Origin of the sequence: Chryseobacterium panacisoli (genome assembly GCF_008274625.1) — a bacterium.
GTDB classification, from domain to species: domain Bacteria; phylum Bacteroidota; class Bacteroidia; order Flavobacteriales; family Weeksellaceae; genus Chryseobacterium; species Chryseobacterium panacisoli.
Window position 1 is genome coordinate 52,914 of the sequence record NZ_VTRU01000009.1, and the last position, 19,039, is coordinate 71,952.

Sequence of the window (19,039 nt, forward strand, 5' to 3'; positions counted from 1 at the left end):
AGTTTAAAACTATTTGTAATCATCATTTACCGGAAGGTTTTCGAGAGCTTCTCTGGCAGATTTGATATGATCATTATTGACATCTTTAATGACTTTCCCATCCCGAAGAGTCACCGTTCTGCTGCTGAAAGTGGCAATATCAGGTTCATGAGTTACAAAAACGATGGTTCGTCCCTGTTTATGCAGATCCTGCATGAGTGCCATGATTTCATAGGACGTTCTGGTATCCAGGTTTCCGGTGGCTTCATCTGCAAGGATCATTACAGGTTCGTTTACCAAAGCTCTGGCAATGGCAACTCTTTGCTGCTGCCCTCCGGACATCTGATTGGGAAGATGATCAATCCTGCTTTCAAGTTTTACCGCAGTCAATGCCTGTATAGCTCTTTTGTGACGCTCTTCAGTAGATATTTTTGAGTTGTAAAGAAGCGGAAGCTCTACATTTTCTTTTGCTGTGGTTCTTGGAAGAAGGTTATAAGACTGAAATACAAAACCGATTTTTTGATTTCTGAGAACAGCAAGCTCATCGCGGTCAAGATTCTTAATATTAACCCCATCCAGGCTATAGTCTCCTCCAGAAGGTTTATCCAGGCAGCCAATAATATTAAGCAGGGTAGATTTTCCGGAACCGCTGCTTCCCATAATGGTCACGAATTCTCCTTTCTCTACTGTGAATGTAACACCTTTGAGTGCATGAACAACTTCTTCACCCATCTTGAATTCTCTTTTCAGATCCGTGATCTCCAGAATTTTTTCTGCCATGACTTTTGTTTTTAATTGCTGGTTGCTAGTTGTTTGTTGCTGGTTGTTAGTTGCTAGTTGCTAGTTGCTAGTTGCTGGTTGTTAGTTGCAGGTTGCTAGTTGATTTACTTAGGTTTGATTTGAATTATCTTGGTCCGCCGCCGCCACTGTTTCTATTGTTTCCACCACCTCTTCTTTGAGGCATAAATGGGCTTTTAGTCTGCCCGCCGGATGTTTTTTTTGAAAGGACTTTATAGCCGGTGATGATATTGTCGTTTTTATTTAACCCTGAAACCACCTGTATTTCGGTGTCATTATCCATTCCTGTTTTTATTTTTTTGCGGGAAATGGTACTGTCTTTAGCAATGATCCAGACCGCAGCTTCATTTTTATTTTCAACTCCTTTGTTTTGATTTTTCCATTGTCCTTTTTCATGTTTTTTACCGTTGGCGAATGGTGAATTTATTTTGTATTTTTTGATAATTAAGCTATCCGGTCTGAAACTGGTTGCAGCTACCGGAATTTTCATGATATTGTCTAAAACCTGCGTATAAATTGTAATATTTGCCGTCATTCCCGGCTTCAGTTTTAAACCTGAATTATCTGCGTTGATGATGGTGGTATAATTCACCACATTCGATGAGACTGTAGGATGAAGACGGACTTCTGAGACTTCACCATCAAAGGTCTCATCCGGAAAAGCATCTACTGTAAATGTTGCTTTCTGACCTACTTTTACATTGCCGATATCAGCCTCATCTACAGAAGCGCGTACCCTCATTTTGGTAAGATCTTTAGCAATACTGAAAAGGGTAGGGGTACTAAAACTTGACGCAACCGTTTGCCCTTCACTTACATTCCTGTTGAGTACAGTTCCGTCAATCGGGGAATAAATGTTAGTCAGAGACAGATTTTTATTGGCTGTGGAAAGCTGGGCGTTTACAGACCCTACCTGTGCTTTCGCGGCATTGTACTGGTTCGTTGCATTATCATAATCTGCTTTACTGATAGCTCCTACTTTGTAAAGCTGTGACTGTCTGTTGATATTAATTTCGTTGTAAGCAAGATTGCTTTTTGCATTTTGCAGGTTCGCTTTGATCTGCTGTGACTGGAACTGAAGCAGATCCGGATCTAAAGTAGCCAGCAGTTGGCCTTTTTTCACTGTAGAATTAAAGTCAACATAAATATTTTTAATGATTCCTGATACCTGAGTACCTACTGCAACGGTATCTACAGGCTGAATGGTTCCTGTAGCAGTAATGGAATTTGAGATTTCTCCCATTTCAGGCTTTACTGTTTCCAGCTGAATTTTTATTTCTTTTTCTCTGATAAAGAAAAACCAGGCTGCACCTATCATAATGATGCCGCCCACAACCCAGTACAACCATTTTTTATTCTTTGTTTTCATAGCTTACTTTAGATTTATAGGGTTACCTGCGTAAAATTCGTAGATCTGTTTATTGAGTACTGCAGTGTATTTTGCCTGAAGATAATTCTGGACAGACTGTATATAAAGCAATCTTTGCTGCTGAAGCTGTACATAATCAATGCTTCCTATTTTCATCTGGGCATTCACAATATCATAACTCTGCTTGCTGATATCCATCTGTTTGAAGGCAGAATCATACTGGGATAAGGCATTCTGAAGATTGATGAAAGATTGTTCTACCTGTTGATTAAGGACTGTTTTGGTATTCAGTAAATCAAGATTAGCCTGTTCAATGGCAATTTTTGACTTCTCAATCTGTGTTTTATAAATTCTGTTATTGTAAATCGGAATTCCAAGGCTTAATCCAATCGGCATATAAAAGTTATTTCCCAACTGATTAAAATAATTTCCATTTCCGTTGGAATAGTTGGTAGAAATATTTCCTGTCAGACTCAGGGTAGGCTGAATGGAAGCTTTAGTCATCTTCAGATTTGTATTGGAATTTTCTACGTTAAGCTCCCCGTATTTTACTTCCGGACGTTGATTTTGTGCCAGATTTTGAACTTCCTGCAGGGTTTTCAACTGATCATCTACCATAATGCTGTCGGGTTTTACGATCTGAAAATCATAAGCTGAAGGCAGCTGAAGGATTTGTTTTAAATTAACAGTATTGGTCCGCAGATTATTTTGAGCAGCTGTTAGGTTATACTGATCCTGGGCAACTTGTGACTGTATCTGTAGATAATTTAATTTGGAAAGGCTTCCTGCTTTATACAGCTGGTCACCTTGTTTTAATTGAGTTTGGGTTGTTTTCAGCACATTTTCAAGAGAAATGATATTTTCCTGATTCATCAGAATATTCAGAAAAGCCTGTGTAATCGTGAGGGTAATGTTGTTTTGTGCTTCCTGAACGGATAAGTCTGCCATCTGAACCAGTAAATCTTTTGAGACTTCATTGTTTTTAATGTAATTAGCATGATAAAGTGTCATGGAAGAATTGGCCCCGATGCTTTGAGATTGTGTGCCTGTCATATGAAGACCGTCACTTCCGTTGACGGCAAAAAGTCCTTGTGAAACGGTTCCGTTTAAGTTGGGATATTTTGCATCTTTTGCCTGAAGGAGATCCTGTTGGGCAGCATTTTTTGAAAGCCTTAGAGAATTAATGGAAATAGTATTCTCTTTTGCGTATTCAATGCAGTTTTCCAGAGTCCAGGCAGCCGGATAATTGGGTGTTTGGGAAAATATTTCCAAAGCCATACATAAGAATATCAAAAAGGAAAATTTGCGTTCCATGGTTTTATTTTTGAAAATTCATAAATAACACAGAAAAAATCAATCCAATTTAATAAAAAAAAATAATGTTTAACAAGTTTTTAACCTAAGGTTGTTTTTTTTACATTTAATTTTCAAAAAATTAAAAATATATTAAAGGATTCTGAATTTAAGATTGTATATTTAAAACTTTATTCAAAAACAAGTCAAATATTTATTGTATCTTTGCAAAAATTTTAAAATAGTTAATGAATTTATTTACGGAAACCAATTTAAGTCCTGATATCCTTAAGGCAATTGGCGAACTGGGCTACGAAAGCCCAACAGAAATCCAAAAACAGACTATCCCTTTTATTCTTTCAGATATTCGCGACTTGATCGCACTTGCGCAAACAGGGACAGGCAAGACAGCAGCGTTTTCGCTTCCGATTTTGGATATGATTGACGATACGAGTCGCAAAATCCAATTATTGGTGCTTTGTCCGACACGGGAATTATGTCTTCAGATTTCGAAGGACATAAAGAATTACTCTAAGTACATGAAAGACATCAAAACTACAGCAGTTTATGGTGGAAGTAGTATTGTAGATCAGATGAGATCTTTGAAGGATAAACCACAGATTATTGTGGGAACTCCGGGAAGAGTAATTGATCTTATCAACAGAAAGGCATTAGACTTTTCTGCGATTCATTGGTTAGTATTAGACGAAGCTGATGAAATGCTTTCTATGGGATTCAAAGACGAATTGGAAACCATTCTAAGCGAAACTCCGGAAACGAAACAAACTTTCTTATTCTCGGCAACGATGAATAAAGAGGTGGAAAGAATTTCCAAAAATTACCTTACAAAACCGCACCGTATTTCAGTAGGTTCTATCAACGAAGTGAAGAAGAACATTACTCACGAATACTATGTAGTAGGGTACCGTCAGAAAAAAGAAGCATTGAAGAGATTGATCGATGCTAATCCTAATCAGTATTCCATTATCTTCTGTAGAACGAGAATGGAAACTCAGGAGGTTGCTGATTTCCTGATGCAGAACGGATATGCAGCTGATGCTCTTCATGGTGATCTTTCTCAGGCACAGAGAGATACGGTAATGAAGAAATTCAGATTGAAAAACATTGATATTCTTGTGGCGACAGACGTTGCAGCAAGAGGATTGGATGTGAACTCTCTTACTCACGTTATTCACTTCTCTTTACCAGATGATCCTGAAGTATTCGTTCACAGAAGCGGAAGAACAGGTAGAGCTGGAAAAGACGGTATTTCTATGGCTTTGATAAAGCCTGAAGAAAGCAGAAAACTGAAACAGATCAAATCTGCAACAAAAATTGAAATCAACGAAAAATTCATTCCTACTGGTGATGATATTATCAAAGCTCAGGTAGGAGGTGTATTCGAAAAATTATTGACGGAGCACGAGGATCTTTTCGAGTTTGATGATAGCTTAATTCCTGATCTAAGCAAATTTACAAAAGAAGAATTGGTGCACCAGCTGCTACAGTTCCAATTGAAGGATCTTGCTTTATATTACAAAGACAAACACGACCTTGCTGAGCAGAAGCTGAGCAGCAGAGATGATGATTACTCAAGAAGAGACCGTGGACGTGATAGAGACAGGGATAGAGGCCGTGACAGAGACAGCAGAGACAGAGATCGCGGTGGAAGAGACAGAGATCGTGGTGGAAAGCCAAGAAGAAGAGATGAGAATATGGTAAGATTCTTCTTTAATCTTGGAAAAAAAGACCACTTGAAGAAGCTTGATGTTTTGGATATTATCAATAAGGCTACTGGTGATGGAAAATCCAAGAAGAGAGCTGAGATCGGAGATATCGAAATCTTAGAAAAATTCTCTTTCTTTGAAGTTGAAAAATCGTTTAAAGACAATGTCTTGAGCAATATTCAATCCATGAAGTTCAAAGGAAAAGATATGAGAGCTGAAGTTGCAAACTAAATCTCATCAATTACTATATAAAACCGGCATTAAAGCCGGTTTTTTTATTTGATAATCAGGAGTTAAGCGAATGTTAACAAAACTTAATGTCATATAGTTTCACGTACAATCCTTTTTTAGGAAATTTGCACACGAATTATAAATACTAAAAAATGGGAATTGGTAATATTTTCCACGCTTTTCAACCAAAGGATAAAATCTTCTTTGTACTTTTCGAAAAAGTAACTGAAAATCTAGTTGCAATGTCAGAAGATTTCAACACAGGAATCAAGGATTTCGATCTTAATGATGATTCTATGCTGAAGAAAATGAGTGACTTCGAACACAAGAATGATGAACTTACTCACGAAATTTTCGTAGAATTAGGGAAAAACTTCATTACACCTTTTGACCGTGAGGATATCCACACATTAGCAACAGGACTGGATGATATCGCTGATTATATCTACGCTTCCACAAAATATATTTTCCTTTACAAATCACCTGAGATGAAGGCTTATTCAGACTTCTCCTTATTGATCCATAAAGCATGTCTTGAAATTCAGAATGCAATGAAAAACCTTAAAGGGTTCAAAAACATGGAACAGGTGAAAGAAGCTTGTATTAAGGTGAACTCTATTGAGAATATTGCTGACGATTTGCTTTCCAATTCAATGGTAGACTTATTTGAAACCAATGATGCGATCAACATTATTAAAGTTTCATCTGTATTGAACTACCTTGAAATTGTAACGGATAAAGCAGAAGATGTTGCCAATACAATCGAGAACATCATGATTAAATACGCCTAATACATAGCAAAAAATGGAATTTCCGATTTTACTTGTAGTTATTATTGCGTTGGCCCTGATCTTCGATTATATCAATGGTTTCCATGATGCCGCCAACTCAATTGCGACTATTGTTTCTACAAAAGTTTTAACTCCATTCCAGGCTGTACTTTGGGCAGCACTTTGGAACTTTGCAGCGTTCTTTATTGCTGCTTATATTATTGGAGAATTCAAAATTGGTAATACGATTGCCAAAACAGTTAATGAGAATTTTATTACTCTTGAGGTTATATTTTCCGGACTTATAGCGGCTATTGCCTGGAACCTTCTTACATGGTGGTTCGGAATTCCTTCATCATCATCACATACACTGATCGGAGGATTCTTGGGGGCGGCTCTTATGCATGCTTACATGATGGATTATCATGCTGTGGCTGCAGCACAGCCCGAGCTTGGGATGTGGGAGACCACTAAAGAGGCTTTCAGCCAGGTAACTCATCAGGGTGTGGTAAAGTTTGATAAAGTTATTCCTATCTTCCTGTTCATTTTCATGGCACCAATTATAGGAATGATTATCTCCATCATTATTACATTAATTATTGTACACCTTTATAAAAAATCAAATCCACACAAAGCAGACAAATCTTTCAAAAGATTGCAGTTGGTTTCATCAGCACTGTTTAGTTTAGGACATGGTTTGAATGATGCTCAGAAAGTAATGGGTATCATTGGGGCAGCAGTAATTTATTATCACGTTAATATGCTTCAGGATGCACAATATTTGAATATTCCTTCTGCAGGACGTTTTGATTATTTTGCTCAACATTATATCTGGGTTCCTTTAGTTTCATTTATTGCAATTGCTTTAGGGACAATGAGCGGTGGATGGAAGATCATCAAAACAATGGGTACCAAGATTACGAAAGTAACTTCATTAGAAGGTGTAAGTGCAGAAACTGCTGGGGCTATTACCCTGTTCATTACAGACCACTTTGGTATTCCTGTATCTACTACACATACGATCACAGGTTCTATCATCGGGGTAGGATTAACGAAAAGAATTTCAGCTGTAAGATGGGGGATTACCGTAAGTCTTCTTTGGGCTTGGGTTCTTACCATTCCAATCTCAGCAATTGTTGCAGGAATTACGTATCTTATGGTAACCTTCCTTTTCTAAAAAAACAAATCATATAATTATATAAACTTTGTCCGTTTGGGCAAAGTTTTTTGTTTTATAAAGCCTCAAAGCAAGGAAGTCTGGTGTTTTTTATAATATTTTTTTTTTCAATATAGGTTTTATGTGTTATATAATCTTTAATTATAAGACACTAAAAGGTGATTACGGTGAAAAAGTCTTAAATTTGCAGCCGGAATAAATAAATTTAAACACTATTCAATGAAACGTACTTTACTATTCGTTTTTACAATTGCGACTTCCAGCATTTTTGCACAAACCTGGAATACTACGGGTAATGCAGGAACCAATCCTTCAAACAATTTTATCGGAACAACGGATAATAATCCAATTGTTTTTAAGCAGAACAATCAGCAGATTTTCAAACTCGATGGCCAGAGTATTAATATCGGAAGCGGAATTCCCGGAACCGGAAGCCTGCAGCTGGCTCTTTCCCCTTGCAACAGCTGTTATTCTCAATGGGCTCAACCCAATGATGCAGTGATGAGACTTTTAAGCGGTCATAATCTGAATATCCATATGGATAATAATAATGCTGTAGATCCTAATGCAGATACCACTACTCCTAATTCGCCCGGAATTTCAAGAGTGCGTTTTTCTGATGGAGTTCATAAAAACCTATTGGTTCTTTTCAATACTGGAAAAGTAACGATGGGAACAGAACTTTATGATAATGATCCTAACTTTATTTTATATGTGAGTAAAGGAATAAAAGCAGAACAGATAAAAGTTGAAAATCCTACTGCTAACGGTTGGGCAGACTATGTCTTCAAGAAAGACTATAAACTTCTCTCGCTTGAAGATGTGGAAAAACACATTTCCGAAAAAGGGCATTTACCTAATATTCCTTCTGCAAAAGAAGTAGAAAAAGAAGGGATTAACCTAGGTGAAATGGATGCTAAACTTTTGGAAAAAATAGAGGAATTGACCCTTTATTCTATCGAGCAGAACAAACAACTGAAATCTCAGTCTGAAGAAATCAGAGAATTGAAATCTCAGGTACAGCAACTTCTTTCTACAAAAAAATAAATATCCATGAAAAGAAAACTTCTTTCAGCAGCTTCTCTGCTGATTGGTTTTATGGGCTATTCGCAAACTGAAGTTTACTTCAAGTATGATGAAGCCGGAAACCAAAGATACAGAGGAACTAACGCAGCTGGGAAAAATGCCCAGGAAATTGTACCCAAAGAAATCAAATTAGAAGAAGCAAAAGAGAGGGCTGCTAGCCAACAGTCTTCTGCCATAGATGAAAAAACATTCTGGAAACAGATCAGGCTCTATCCTGTTCCTGTAAATGACTATCTTACTATTGACTGGACTGAAGAAGTAGACAGTTTGATTGAATCTGTTTCATTATATCAGCACAGTACCGTTCATTGGAAATTCCAGCAACAGAATATTCCGGGATTAAACCGTCAGGTAAAAATTAATATGACCGGATATGACTGGGGAGTTTATATTCTTCGTTTCACCTTGAAAGACGGAAGGGTCTTTGGTAGAAATGTAACGAAGAGATAGAAAACCGGGAATCTAAGGATTAAAGTATAGAAAGATTTTAACATTTTTCTTTCCTTTTATTCAACATGATTTCTAATGGTCAATGATTATTCATCAATTACTATTTATAAAAAACTAATACAACAATGAAATTATTTTCATCATTGATGTTATCCTTGTGTTCAGTATGGGGATTTACACAGACCATACTTTATCAGCCCGAATCTACCTCGCGGACGGTTCAGGATCCGCAAACGGTGGTCATGACACAAGGATTTTTTGCCAAATCAGATGTTTCAAATCCTTTTCTGGCAAAAATAGGCCCTGCTACGGAGAATCCGGGTGGAGGGCCCACAAATTCAAATGCAGGGGCTAATAACCCTAACGGGACTTCATCTCCTGCAGGCAAAAGTTTCCATGATACAAAAGGAAATATTGACGTAGCAGGTGGAGGTCAGCTTCAATTTACTTTGCCTATAGCTCTTCCTCCGGGCATAAAAAGTGTAGCTCCTCAAATTAATCTTGTTTATGCCAGCGGATCAGGAAACGGTATTGCAGGATACAGCTGGAACTTATCAGGAATTACTTCTATTTCAAGAATTGGAAAAAATATTGATAAGGATGGCGAACCAAAAGGTATTCAGTTAGATTATTCAGATTATTACAGTTTCAATGGGCAAAGATTGATCCTTAAGTCTGGAGAATATGGCAAGGATGGGGCAGAATATGTTACCGAGAAATATTCCAATATTAAAATAAAATCTGTAGGTACCTATGGTATCGACGGGCAAGATGCGGGGCCAGCCCATTTTGAAGTTACTTTTGAGGATGGCTCACAAGCTTGGTATGGTAAAAATGAAGGAGGATTTAGAGGAAGTGTTGTCGTAACTACTCCTTTAGAGTACAATATTGTAAAATGGAAAGATGCACAAGGAAATTACATTAGCTATAGCTATGAATCTGACTCTGATACCGGAGGATTCAGAACCTCTAATCGTGTCATGCGGATATCCACAATAGCATGGGGAGGAAATGAAACGCTCAATAAACCTCATTTTAACTTAATTGAATTTACTTATAATGACAGAGGTATAGTAGAAGAATCCTATGTACAGGGATTGAGACACACACAAAGTAAAATCTTATCAGAGGTTAAAGTCAATTCAAACGGTAGTCAGTTTAAAAGATATGTTATTGAGTATGTTAATAATGATACTAAGTATAGATTTGTTAATAAAATAACAGAATATAACGCTAATAATGAGCCGGCAAATCCTGTAACTTTTGAAAATGAATCATCTCCGCAGTCATCAAATATGTTTAATCAGAATTCCAGATTTGATGAAATTTATGGAGATGGTGTTATTTCGGGAGATTTTAATGGAGATGGAAAATTAGATTTTGTAAAAAAGAATACATTAATGCTTAGCAGGCTTGATGGAAATTCAACATTTTTCACCGTACAGTACGCAGGAACGGCAGTATCAAAAGGATCTTTTTTGAAGAACGGAAAGTTTAGCCCAAAAGATGTTTTGTATACTTTATCGGATAATGAACCGGATGGAAAAACCAGACTTAAAATTTATGATTTTAATGGGACCAACTTTGAAGAGATTACCTCCAAAGAGTTAGATTTCTCACCCTATAATTTTAGCAGTACTGAAGGGTACACTCCTATATATGGTGTATCTAATCCATTAGTGGCAGGTACCTCTACTTTAAAATTCCTGGAAGGTGATTTCAATGGTGATGGAATATCGGAGTTTATTATTTCTACCTTGAAAATGGTACAGGAAGAAATATGGGGTATGGACTGGAACGGGTATCCTGAGCTTCAGGGAGCCGAAATTATTGGAAATGAGATTTTTGATTTTTATTTTGATCCGCTGTCAGGAACTCTAAAAAGAGTAAATCTGCCTTTAAGTGATTACAGCAAATATATAGGACCATATTTATTTACTGATCAATGGTATTATAAGCCAGTTCCAATTGGGGATTTTGATGGTGACGGAAAAACAGATCTTATCAGCCTTCTTAATGGAACCAAGGTGTATTCCTTAAATAATGCTACAAAAGAATTTGAGCTGAAAGTACAATCACCGGCACAGATTTCAGTAAGAGGAGTGGCTTTACTAGGAGATTTTAATGGTGACGGAAAAACGGATGTGATGTCTCCGGTAGCGGAAGATTCCGCAGACTGGAAAATGTTTATTTCTACAGGTAAAGGGGTTGCGGAATACTATTATTCAAATCTGACTCTCTATAAACCTGAACATACCGGAGCTCCTACTAAGCGAAGACAAACATTAAGAAATTATTTTACCCCTGACCTGAATAAAGACGGGAAAAGTGATTTTCTTCATTTTCAGTCTGAAGTATGGTTCAGAGAATGGGCAATTAATAACCCGGATTCAAGCTACGGATTCGTTTATTTCAGAAATGATGGTGCTGACAGTACCGGTAAACCAATATTTACCACAGCATATAATCTTGCCTCTAAGGAAGAAACAGCATGGGGAGATAAGAACGATGAAGATATTAACTATTCTAATTATGGAGAACATTATTTTCCACTCATAGGAAGCTTCCGACTTTCACAGCTCAATACTGATTTTGCTATTATCCATAAAACCAAACTTATCACATGGGATTTAGGAGGTAAGCTGGATAAGATGGCAAGAATAAAGTCTATTACACAAGGTGGAATCAAAACAGACATAGAATATTCTCCTCTGATCAACGAAGGAAATATTTACAAATCTTATCTCGATACCAATCCTGTAAGTTATCCTTATATCAATGTTAGGGAAAACCTGAATTATTATGTGGTTTCTAAACTGATCCAGGATCAAAGAAAGCAGGAATTCAGATACAGAGATCTGATCGGTCATTTGAATGGTAAGGGGATGATCGGTTTTAGGCAAACGGCCCAATCAACATTTTTTGCCAATGGTTTTGAAAATACAAAAATCTGGACCGGCTCAGAATTGATGCCTTTAAATGAAGGTCTGCCATATAAAGACTGGTCTGTCAGAACGTATGATGAAAATAAAATTTTCCCGGCAGATATTACTGAAAATAATACACAGTTATTGTCATTTAAACAATATGATTATAAAATTGACAAAATTCTGAATGGGCAGGTTGTAACAGCAGCAGTAGCTGATGCAAATAAAGCTAAAGTCATTACAGCCATTGTTCCAGGTAACACAAAATCTAAGGATTTCTTAACCGGAACAGTGATAACCGGAAATGTAACGTATGGAGACTATTATCTTCCAAAACAAAGTATTTCTAATGTTAATAATGGATTGGCAATTACCACTTCTACATTTGATTATTACCATAATCCGTCTGGTGTTGGTGCAAATTACTATATAGGGCGTCCAAAATTAAAGGATAATGTAACTCAGGCATATGGTGATAGTAAAGCCAGTAAAGAGGAATATGGCTATGACAATAATTTATTAAAAACTTTAAAAACCTGGAACAGGGATAATACTGCTTACTTAGTTGAAACCTATAATTATGACAGCTTTGGGAATCTTACTGAAAAAAACATCACAAACAGTACCGATTCGCAAACACAAACTACTAAAACAGGTTATGAACCACAAGGTAGGTTTGTCAATAAAAAAACCGATAACCTTGGGCTGATTATCCAAATTGAATATAATAATTGGGGACAGGTTTTAACTCAGACAGATCCTTTCGGGAACACTTTAGAAAATACATATGATAAGTGGGGAAAAATATTGACTTCTAAGAATAATTTAGGAGGAATGACAACCTATCAATATGACAGGGACGATAATTCTAATATTATTAGTACTGAATACAATCCTGATGGAGGCATTTCAAAAAAATATACTAATAAACTGGGGCAGGAGTATAAGATAGCTACGAAAGCTTTTGGCCAGGGAAAATATGTGTCTCAGGAAACCCGGTATGATGTGTTAGGAAGAAAAACAATGGAATCTGATCCTTATTTTGAGGGGCAGGGAGCTGGTCTATGGAATACCATTGTTTATGATGATTCAGTGTTTCCTGCTAAAGCCACGGCTACTGCATCCAACGGGAAGCAAACAGAAACACTTGTTTCAGGGTCGACAACTACAATAAAGGAACTAAATGGATATCAGAGAACTACTTCTAAGATTTCTGATGCATTAGGAAATGTAGTTTCAAGTACGGATAAAGGAGGAACCATACAGTTTGTTTATAATGCAGCCGGTGAACAGGTAAAAGCCCAGTACGGAGAAAATATTGTAACAACCAAGTATGATGGCTGGGGAAGAAAGTCCGAAGTTAATGATCCTTCTAACGGCATTTACAAATATGAATATGACGGATTGGGGCAACCCAAAAAGATCATAAGTCCTAAAGGAACTAAGGAATATAAATACAATGCTTTAGGACAGCTTATTTTAAATAAAGAACTTTCAGTAGCTGACGGGGGCAAGGCAACAGATAAGACCATATCTTTTACCTATGACAATAAGGGAAGGCTGGCCTCAAAATCAGGAACGTCTAATGGAATGCCATATAGTTCTGCCATTTCTTATGATCCTCAGGGAAGAATAGTTTCCTCTTCCGAAAGCAGCAACGGAAAATATTTTATTCAGAAAGGAATTACATACGACGATAAAGCAAGAGTAATTTCCTATGAAAAACAGTTATATTCTTCCGGTGTTCTGACGAAAGTACAAATAGAAAACGTATACAGCGCATGGAATGGTGAGTTATCTCAAGTAAAAGATAAAAGTTCCGGAAAAATATTATCTCAACTTAATGAAACAAATGCCAAAGGCCAGATTCTGAAAGCTAAATTAGGAGCAGCGGAGATAACGAATACTTATGATACCAACGGTTTTTTAAGTACTACTAATCACTCTTCACAAGTTAAACCAAGTATTTTACAGCTTTCTTATTCTTTTGATGCTATTAAAAATGAATTAAAAAGCAGAACTACAGGTGGTGATTTTAATATCGTGGAGTCCTTTGATTATGATAGCAATAACCGATTGATCAATTGGACAGACCCCGTTACAGGTATAAAGCCTGCATCAAACAGAAATGTATATGACGTTAAAGGTAGAATTGTAGAAAATGACCAGGTAGGTAAGATTAAATTTGAAAACTCTTCAAAGGTCTATCAGGCTACGGGGATGACCCTTAATGCAGCAGGGACGCAAAATTATAACAATGATTTGATTCAAAGTATTGTTTATAATGAAAACAATGATCCTGTATTTATTGATGGAATGAAGGGAGATGTTGCTTTTCAGTATGGTCTGACAGACATGAGGCAGAGAGTTACCTATGGAGGTAATTTCAATCCTGATGAAGAAGGTAAGTTTACCAAATATTATAGTGAGGACGGAAGCTATGAAATATTGAAAAATAATGCTACAGGAAAAGAAAAGCATATTTTGTATATAGGAGGAACACCCTATGAAAGCAACATTGTATTTTTAAAAGATTTTACAGAGAATGCTGGATCTTATAAATTTTTGCATAAAGATCATCTGGGGAGTATTTTGGCTATAAGTAATGAAGCAGGAAATAAATTAGAGCAGCGGCATTTTGACGCCTGGGGTAATTTCACTCATTTGCAGATAGGAAATGGCCCGGTTATTACAGATAAAAATAGTATTGACAATTCTTCTCTGCTTATAGATCGTGGATATACCAGCCATGAATATTTTGCAGAAGTAGGAATCATCCATATGAACGGAAGGTTATACGATCCACTATTAAGAAGATTTTTAAATGCTGATGAAAATATTCAGGATCCATATAATACCCAAAACTATAATAAGTATGGATACGTAATGAATAACCCACTGCTCTATAATGACCCGAGTGGAGAATTTGTTTGGTGGGTACCAGCAGTAGTGGCTATAGTTTCAGAGTTTTTTACGATGTACTATACACAGACTCCCTTTGATCCCATGCGTTTTGCCGGCAGTCTGGCCATGTCTTATGCAAGTGCCGGACTTGCTGGGCAGATAGGAGATGTATTTAAAATTGCTTCAGTAATTAATACATTGGGACCCACAGGAACTATTCTGGCCAGAGCAGGAGCTCATGCTCTGACACAAGGGCTCTTATCTTATGTACAGGGAGGAAACTTCTGGAGTGGTGCATTAAGTGGCGCATTTTCCAGTGCTTCCAGTGATTTATTAGAAATGGCGACAAGTAATGTAGGATCAAATAACATCCTGAGAAGTGACGGCTTTGCATTATTTAATGGAGCGATAAGTGGTGGTGTAGGTGCTGTACTTGGAGGTGGAAACTTCTGGATGGGAGCCGGACAAGGGTTGATTGTTACAGGATTTAATTTCCTTGCTCATAAGATTGAAGAAAATAATCTGATCCGAAAAGCTTTTGAGGATCCTGATGGAAAACCAGCCGAGAATATGGAAAGTGTAAAAGATGCCTATGGAAAAGTTAAAAAATTATTTACCAAAGCCATGTTGGCGGCAGTAAAAGCCGTTCCTATCAGCGATATTAAACTGGATTTAGAAAATAATATTAATCCGAATGATGACTTTGCGGCCGATACACGATGGGGAGAAAAAACAGTTTTTACCACTAAAGGAGTAAAAGGTAAAGTATTGAGTGTTGAAATATCAGGAAAAATAGTAATAACTTTGTTTAAAGGTTCTTTTTCTAGCTGGGTAAATTTAGGAAAAAGTATATTGCATGAATATTATCATGTAGCTGATATGAGATCACAGGCATATAAAACCCAGTATATTAAGACAGTGAATACTTATAAAGATACTGAAACAATAACTGGCAGTTTAACCGATTGGTCTGAAGACAGAGCATTTAAATTTATTTTTAGTCTTGGTGATACAACAAGTGTATACAAAGATTATAAACATTTATATCATAAAAAGAAATAATGAGAACATTATGTTTACTATTAATCAGTAATTGGCTATTTGCTCAATCTGTAAGTATTAATGCAAAACAATTAAGTCTGTCAAAGATTTTAGTGAGTATTAAAAATACAAGCCAGACTGAAACGATTAAGCTGGTAGCAGATAATAGAGCTTTAGTATACTCTTGTGATTATAAAAATAGATGGCCGTCACTCAGTAATTTTGCAAGATTGGCGATTTGTTTTGAGTATCCGAAAAATTATGATTATCAATCTAATATTGTACCCATGAGGCAAAGAGAAAAAATGTACGGAATAAATCAGGATCTCTCTGCTTCAGAATATATTGCCCAGAATATAGTTGAGATTAAGCCTTTGGAGAAAAAAGAAATCATTTATAATGTTTCCGATTTTAATAATAGCTTAGTCTTTAAGAAAAAGAAAAAATTTACAGTGAGGCCCAAGATTATATACTTTGGAGAGCATATAGAAAAATATAGAAACTCCTCAGAGATAAAAGAAAAATATTTCAACAAAAATATTTCATCTAATACTTTTGACCTAAATACCTATTTTTTTAAACCATAGATAGTCAATATTAGAATTCATACTTAAAATCAAGCCCCCTTATGATTATCATAGGGGGCTTTTATAATCAACTCTTCGTTAAATTTGTAACCTCAAAAATTCTGGTGAAACGATGAGTTTTTTGTTTTATAAAGCCCCGAAAAATCGTATTTTTGTTCAAATTAAAAGATTTTATGGAATTTTTAGACAGATACCAGCAGATTGTTGCGGACGCCATCACTAAATATACTTTTAAAGATAAACCCTCGGAGCTGTATGACCCGATGAATTATATTATTTCCCACGGTGGAAAGCGTCTTCGTCCTATTATGGTGCTGATGGCTTGTGAGATGTTCGGCGGAGATCTTAAGCAGGCAATTAAGCCGGCATTGGCTATCGAGTTTTTCCATAATTTCACGCTGATCCATGATGATATTATGGATGAAGCGCCACTAAGAAGAAACAAACCCACCATTCATACTTTACATGGTCTAAATGTGGGAATTCTTTCCGGAGACGGATTGATGCTTAAAGCCTATAAGTTTTTTGAGGATCTTGAGCCTGAAATCTTTAAAGCATGTATCAGAATATTTACCCACACCGGGCTTCTGCTTTGTGAAGGACAGCAGTATGATATCAACTTTGAAACTCAGAAAGACGTTACTTTTGATGATTACATCAGGATGATTACTTATAAAACAGGAGTTTTGAGTGCTTCATCATTTGAAATCGGAGCTTTGATTGCAAAAGCAGATTTTAAAGATGCTAAAGCTATTTTCAACTTCGGAAAACATATCGGAATTGCATTCCAGATTATGGATGATTACCTTGATGTATTCGGTGATCAGGCACAGTTTGGGAAAAAACATGCCGGAGATATTTACGAAAACAAAAAAACCGTTCTGTATTTGTTAGCAAGAGAACATGCTACCGATGAAGAAAGAAAAGAACTGGATTACTGGTATTCTAAAAAGACTGAAAATGTTGATAAAGTCTATGGAGTGGAAAAGATATTCAGAAGAACAAAAGTAGATGAAAAAGCATTACGTCTGATCGAAAAACATAATGAAATCGGGCAAAGCTATCTTCAGAAAATAGATGTTCCTGAAGAAAAGAAAAAACCTTTTATCGAACTGGCAAATTATTTGTTGAGAAGAGAAAGTTAATAGAGGTAGTGGATGGTAGGTAGCAGGTAGCAGTATTTACCTGCGATCTATTTCCTGCAACCCAATCCCTATACAATGAAATTCAGAACAGAAGTTGATATTCCTGCATCAGATAAAAAGATTGAGATTGAAGATAAAATATTTTCAATAGGTTCATGCTTTGCGTCTGAAATGACTGATTTACTTCATGACGGACAGCTTCAGACCCTTAATAATCCTTTTGGGACGATATTTAATCCTTTTTCAATCAATAACGCTGTCAATAGATTACATGATTCTGCGTTTTATGAAGAAGAAGAACTGATTACCTATAATGAAGAATATATTTCTCTGGATCATCATACCAGTTTTGATACCCGGTATATTCATCAGACCTTAGATAAAATAAATGGAGCCATTGAAGCCGGGAATGCCTTTCTTCAGGAAGCCGACTGGATCATCATTACCTACGGATCATCATTTATCTATGAGTTTCTTCCCAAAAATAAGCTGGTGGCCAACTGTCACAAAATTCCACAAAAGTTTTTTGAGAAAAGACTGCTTTCCCATCAGGAGCTTACGAGTTCGATTTACCAGACGATTCTTGACCTTAAAGACATTTGTAAAGAAGGAGTACAGATTCTGTTTACTGTTTCCCCTGTAAGACATACCAAAGATGGAATGGTAGAAAACCAGTTAAGTAAATCCAAATTAATTACAGCTATCCACGAGTCTATTTCTCTCTTTGAAGACTGTCATTATCTGCCGGTTTATGAGATTTTGATGGATGACCTGCGGGACTATCGTTTTTATAAAGAAGACATGATTCATCCTAGCACACAGGCGGTTAATTATATTTTTGAGAAATTTGGGAATGCTTATTTTTCAGTTGATACCCAGAATTTTATTAAAGAAAACTTTAAGATTATTAAGGCACTCGAACATAAGACCAGTGACAAGAAAGATCCAAAGTTTATAGAATTCAGAGAGAAATTAGATCAAAGAATTGAAATTCAGCGGAAAAAGGTAAAACATAAAATATTTTAAATGCTTGATTTTACCAAAATTGATTATCTGAAGACCGGAAATGAAAGGCAGAAAAGAGCTTATGAAGTTCTTGCAAAACATCAGATTTTTGAAAAATTAAAAGATTATTCACCCATTTTAGCAGGAACTGTTCCCATTGAAATTGACATAGAAGGAAGTGATCTGGATCTTATTTTTGAGGTCGATTTAAGATTTGAAGAAGATTTTCTGGATGATTTAATGTTTAGCCGGTTTATTCCTTACGATGTTGAAACGAAAGTTGAATATCCGATCATAAATGGCGAAAAATGCATTACATTAAACTTTATGCTGGAAGAATTTCCCATTGAAATTTTCGGACAAAATAAGCCTACAACACAGCAAAACGCATATCTTCATATGGTTGCTGAATACAAAATATTACAGGAAAAAGGAGAAGAATTTAAACAAAAAATAATAGAACTTAAGAAACAAGGAGTAAAGACAGAACCTGCTTTCGGAATATTGCTGGGGCTTGAAAATCCTTACGAAGATCTATTGAAATTTTAAA

General features: G+C 36.3%; 13 protein-coding genes. 10 read left to right on the forward strand and 3 right to left on the reverse strand.

Annotated elements, in window-relative coordinates:
- Positions 1-9 precede the first annotated feature (9 nt).
- The 3 genes from FW781_RS21730 to FW781_RS21740 form a co-directional block, all read right to left on the reverse strand.
- On the reverse strand, positions 10-759 hold the full coding sequence (locus FW781_RS21730; protein ID WP_149389340.1) for an ABC transporter ATP-binding protein: 750 nt from the start codon (positions 757-759) through the stop codon (positions 10-12).
- Positions 760-883: 124 nt separating this feature from the next.
- Positions 884-2,146 (reverse strand): efflux RND transporter periplasmic adaptor subunit, encoded by a 1,263-nt coding sequence (locus FW781_RS21735; protein WP_149389341.1) that lies wholly within the window; start codon positions 2,144-2,146, stop codon positions 884-886.
- Positions 2,147-2,149: 3 nt separating this feature from the next.
- Positions 2,150-3,460 (reverse strand): TolC family protein, encoded by a 1,311-nt coding sequence (locus FW781_RS21740; RefSeq protein WP_149389342.1) that lies wholly within the window; start codon positions 3,458-3,460, stop codon positions 2,150-2,152.
- Between the two features lie 227 nt (positions 3,461-3,687).
- Here FW781_RS21740 and FW781_RS21745 point away from each other — a divergent pair, with 227 nt between their 5' ends.
- From FW781_RS21745 to FW781_RS21790, 10 genes are all read left to right on the forward strand, one after another.
- Positions 3,688-5,397 carry a DEAD/DEAH box helicase gene (locus tag FW781_RS21745; RefSeq protein WP_149389343.1) on the forward strand — a complete coding sequence of 570 codons (1,710 nt, stop codon included), beginning with the start codon at positions 3,688-3,690 and terminating at the stop codon, positions 5,395-5,397.
- Positions 5,398-5,549: 152 nt separating this feature from the next.
- The gene (locus FW781_RS21750) at positions 5,550-6,188 is read left to right on the forward strand and encodes a DUF47 domain-containing protein (protein WP_047374124.1); all 639 of its coding nucleotides are present in this window, start codon (positions 5,550-5,552) and stop codon (positions 6,186-6,188) included.
- A 13-nt stretch (positions 6,189-6,201) separates the two neighbouring features.
- A complete protein-coding gene (locus tag FW781_RS21755; RefSeq protein WP_149389344.1) occupies positions 6,202-7,344 on the forward strand; it encodes an inorganic phosphate transporter in 1,143 nt (380 codons plus the stop codon).
- A 219-nt stretch (positions 7,345-7,563) separates the two neighbouring features.
- Entirely contained in the window at positions 7,564-8,391 is an 828-nt protein-coding gene (locus FW781_RS21760) for a cell wall anchor protein (protein WP_149389345.1), read from the forward strand.
- A 6-nt stretch (positions 8,392-8,397) separates the two neighbouring features.
- Positions 8,398-8,880 carry a hypothetical protein gene (locus FW781_RS21765; protein ID WP_149389346.1) on the forward strand — a complete coding sequence of 161 codons (483 nt, stop codon included), beginning with the start codon at positions 8,398-8,400 and terminating at the stop codon, positions 8,878-8,880.
- Positions 8,881-9,005: 125 nt separating this feature from the next.
- A complete protein-coding gene (locus FW781_RS21770) occupies positions 9,006-15,773 on the forward strand; it encodes an FG-GAP-like repeat-containing protein (protein ID WP_149389347.1) in 6,768 nt (2,255 codons plus the stop codon).
- Positions 15,773-16,339, forward strand: coding sequence for a hypothetical protein (locus tag FW781_RS21775; protein ID WP_149389348.1), 567 nt, complete (start codon positions 15,773-15,775; stop codon positions 16,337-16,339). The genes FW781_RS21770 and FW781_RS21775 overlap by 1 nt, the downstream gene beginning before the upstream one ends.
- A gap of 173 nt (positions 16,340-16,512) precedes the next feature.
- Positions 16,513-17,484: a polyprenyl synthetase family protein gene (locus FW781_RS21780; protein ID WP_149389349.1), complete on the forward strand. Its 972-nt coding sequence runs from the start codon at positions 16,513-16,515 to the stop codon at positions 17,482-17,484.
- A 75-nt stretch (positions 17,485-17,559) separates the two neighbouring features.
- The gene (locus FW781_RS21785; RefSeq protein ID WP_149389350.1) at positions 17,560-18,510 is read left to right on the forward strand and encodes a GSCFA domain-containing protein; all 951 of its coding nucleotides are present in this window, start codon (positions 17,560-17,562) and stop codon (positions 18,508-18,510) included.
- Positions 18,511-19,038, forward strand: coding sequence for a DUF4269 domain-containing protein (locus FW781_RS21790; RefSeq protein ID WP_149389351.1), 528 nt, complete (start codon positions 18,511-18,513; stop codon positions 19,036-19,038). It abuts the gene before it with no gap.
- Position 19,039: the final 1 nt, after the last annotated feature.